We start from the raw sequence: 3608 nt of genomic DNA on the forward strand, positions 1-3608 counted from the left end.
GCCCGCGCCGCGGCGCTCAACGCTTATGCGCCCTATTCCCGCTTCAGCGTCGGCTGCGCGGTGGAGTCGATCGACGGCGAGATCGTCACCGGCGCGAACATGGAGAATGCCTGCTACCGGCTCGGTATCTGCGCCGAGATTTCCGCCCTGACCGCCGCGCGGCAGGCGTTCGGGCTGGACAGGGTGGCGCGGATCGCGGTCGCCGGCGGCCACATCGCGAACGGCGCGCTCGCGGGCAATGACCCGGTGACGCCCTGCGGCGGCTGCCGCCAGTCGATCTACGAAGCGGCGGATCTGTCCGGCCTCGACATCGAAGTGATCTCGTCCAACGGCGACGGCACGCGGGCCGTGACCAGCACCATCCGCCAGCTCCTGCCCCACGGCTTCGGCCCGGCGAACCTGAAGGACGCCGGCTGACAATTCCTCCCTGCGCCGAAGGCGTGGGGAGGGGACCATGCGAAGCATGGTGGAGGGGCAATTGGCCTCAGCGACGCCCCTCCACCGCGTTTCACGCGGTCCCCCTCCCCATCCGCTTCGCCGACAGGGAGGATTTCAGGTCAGCTTGATCTCCCGGAGCCGCTCCTGGAGATAGTCGTCCGCCGTGATCGGCACCGGATAGAGGTTCGGCCGCTCGGCCGAGATGCAATTGGGCAAAGTCTCGATCAGGAAGTCCGAGCGGAAATGGAGGAAGAAAGGCATCGAGTAACGCGAGACGCGGCGACGCTCGGGCGGCGGGTTCACCACCCGGTGGGTGGTCGATTTCATCACATTGTTGCTGAGCCGCTGCAGCATGTCGCCGATATTGACCGCGAGCTCGCCGGGCCTCGGCGTCACCGGCAGCCAGTCGCCGTCGCGGTCGAGCAGTTGCAGCCCCGCTTCCTCCGCGCCGAGCAGCAAGGTGATCGTGTTGATGTCTTCATGCGCCCCGGCGCGGACATTGGGGCCGTCGCCGGGGATCGGCGGGTAATGGAGCAGGCGCAGCACCGAATTGCCGTCCCGGACCGTGTCGACGAAATAATCCGGCGCGAGGTTCAGATAGCGGGCGATCGCCGCGAGCAGCTTGGCGCCGGTCGCATCGAACGCCGCGAAAAGTTCCTGGAAGGTCGCCTTGAACGACTCGACCTCCGCCGGCCATAGATTGGGCGGCATCGAATCTGAATATTTGTGGCCCGGCGGCAGGTCGCGCGCGACGTGCCAGAATTCCTTGAGGTCGTAATGGGTCGCGCCCTTGGCGGTCTCGATCCCGAACGGCGTATAGCCGCGCGCGCCGCCGCCGCCCGCCACATGATATTGGCGCTTCACGTCCTCCGGCAACGCGAAGAAGGCCTTCGCTTTCTCCTCGGCGCGGTGAATCAGGTCGGCGGGAATGCCGTGATCGGCGACGATGGCGAAGCCGTAGCGCTCGAACGAGCGGCCCAGCTCCTGCGAGAAGGCTTCGGGATCGCGGTCGGCGTCGGTCAGCGAGACGGAGGCGACCGCCTTGGCGGGTGCGAGCGTGTCCATGAGCGGGAAGGTAACGGCTCCCGTCGGCGAATCCAATGCTGCCGCCAATCTGTCATCATCGGCGATTCAGGCTGTAACAGAAGCAAGGGATAAGCCGCGCTGTCGAACCAGATATGGGGAGGCGTGTGATGGACGCCCAAATCCTGGCCGAGCGCGCGGAATCGGAGCCGTCGGGCGATCAGTTTCGCAAGAACGCCTCCAAGCTCGACAAGAGCGTCGGCCCCTCGGGCGCGCGCCGCCGGCGCTATCGGACGATCTGGATCTCCGACATCCACCTCGGCACCCGCGGCTGCAATTGCGAGCTGCTGCTCGACTTTCTCGACCATGTCGATTCCGAGACGCTCTATTTGGTCGGCGACATCATCGACGGCTGGCGGCTGAAGAAGCGCTTCTACTGGCCGGAGCGCCACAATGCGATCGTCCGCCGGATGATGAAGCGGGCCAAGCACGGCACCCGCGTCGTCTACATTCCGGGCAATCATGACGAGATGTTCCGCCAGTTCGCGGGGATGAATTTCGGCGGAGTCGAGATCCGCAAGAAGGCGATCCACACTACCGCCGACGGCCGCCGCCTGCTCGTCCTGCACGGCGATGAGTTCGACGCGATCATGCTCGCCCACCGCTGGCTCGCCTTCGTCGGCGACTGGGCCTACGAGGCCCTGATGCGGCTGAACCTGGTGGTGAACTGGGCCCGCCGCCGGCTCGGCCTGCCTTACTGGTCGCTGTCCAAGGTCGCCAAGCACAAGGTCAAGAACGCGGTCGAGTTCATCTCCCGCTTCGAGGAGACGGTCGCGCACGAGGCGCAGCGGCTGAAGGTCGACGGGGTCGTCTGCGGCCACATCCACACCGCGGATCAGCGTCAATTCGGAGATATCACCTATTACAATGACGGCGACTGGGTGGAGGGCTGCACCGCTTTGGTCGAGCATCAGTGCGGGCGCATGGAAATCCTCCATTGGGCCGACGAGATCGCGGCAAGGCAGACGAGGAAGGCGGCCCGATCGCCGGCCAAGCCGCTGCAGGCGGCCGCCTGATGCGGATCATGATCGTCACCGACGCCTGGTCGCCGCAGGTCAACGGCGTCGTGCGCACCCTCCAGTCGGTGCGCCGCGAGCTGGAGGCGGCCGGCGACGAGGTCGAGGTCATCTCGCCGGACCTGTTCCGCTCGATCCCCTGCCCCACCTATCCGGAGATAAGGCTGGCGCTCGGCGTGCGCCGGGCGATGACGGCGCGGATCGACGGCTTCGCGCCGGACGCGCTGCACATCGCCACCGAAGGGCCGCTGGGCGTCGCGGCGCGGCGGCTCTGCCTCAAGCGCGGCTGGCCGTTCACCACCGCCTATCACACCCAGTTTCCGGACTATGTGGCGAAGCGCACCAAGCTGCCGCCCAGCCTGTTCTGGAAATATATCCGCTGGTTCCATCGCCCGGCGCGGGCGACGATGGTCTCGACGCCGAGCATGGCGGCCGAGCTTGAGGCGCAGGGCGTCTCCCCCACCCGCCGCTGGGGGCGCGGCGTCGACCTTTCCTGCTTCGGCCCCGATGTCGCGCCGCACGCCGCGCTGGCCGGCCTGCCGCGGCCGATCCAGCTCTTCGTCGGCCGGGTCGCGATCGAGAAGAATATCGAGGCATTCCTCGACGCTGCCCATCCCGGCGGCAAGGTGGTGGTCGGCGACGGGCCGGCGCTGGCGGCCTTGCGGAAGCGCTATCCCGACGTCCTGTTCCTCGGCGCGCTGCGCGGCGCGGCGCTGGCCGGCGCCTATGCCGGCGCGGATGTGTTCGTGTTCCCGAGCCGCACCGACACGTTCGGGCTGGTGATGATCGAGGCTTTGGCCTGCGGCACGCCGGTCGCGGCCTACCCGGTCACCGGGCCGGTCGATGTGCTGAGCGATGAGGTCGGCGCGATGGACGCCGATCTCGACGCCGCGATCGCCTCAGCGCTGACGCGCGACCGCGCGGCCTGCGCCCGCTATGGCGGTGCGTTCACCTGGGAAGCGAGCGCGCGCCAGTTCCGCTCGGCGCTGGAACCGTTCGGGCCGGCCGATCGCGCGCCGCAGCCGGTCGGCACCGCCGAGCAGCAAGGCCGCGCCGAGCGCGCCGGTGAGC

The 3608-nt window shown here is 68.0% G+C and carries 4 protein-coding genes; 3 read left to right on the top strand and 1 reads right to left on the bottom strand.

Features of this window, described 5'->3' with window-relative positions:
- Positions 1 to 417 (top strand): cytidine deaminase (locus ACT4N3_RS06960; protein ID WP_444854484.1); only part of this gene is annotated, 417 nt, incomplete at its 5' end.
- A gap of 135 nt (positions 418 to 552) precedes the next feature.
- Here the strand turns inward: ACT4N3_RS06960 and ACT4N3_RS06965 are convergent.
- On the bottom strand, positions 553 to 1503 hold the full coding sequence (locus ACT4N3_RS06965; protein WP_444854485.1) for an isopenicillin N synthase family dioxygenase: 951 nt from the start codon (positions 1501 to 1503) through the stop codon (positions 553 to 555).
- A 128-nt stretch (positions 1504 to 1631) separates the two neighbouring features.
- Between ACT4N3_RS06965 and ACT4N3_RS06970 the strand changes: the two genes are divergently transcribed.
- Both ACT4N3_RS06970 and ACT4N3_RS06975 read left to right on the top strand, forming a co-directional pair.
- On the top strand, positions 1632 to 2537 hold the full coding sequence (locus ACT4N3_RS06970; protein ID WP_444854486.1) for a UDP-2,3-diacylglucosamine diphosphatase: 906 nt from the start codon (positions 1632 to 1634) through the stop codon (positions 2535 to 2537).
- The coding region (locus ACT4N3_RS06975; protein ID WP_444854487.1) for a glycosyltransferase family 4 protein at positions 2537 to 3608 on the top strand (1072 nt) is incomplete at its 3' end. The genes ACT4N3_RS06970 and ACT4N3_RS06975, both read left to right, overlap by 1 nt.

The organism is Sphingosinicella sp. (assembly GCF_052388015.1).
In the GTDB taxonomy this organism is placed as follows: domain Bacteria; phylum Pseudomonadota; class Alphaproteobacteria; order Sphingomonadales; family Sphingomonadaceae; genus Allosphingosinicella.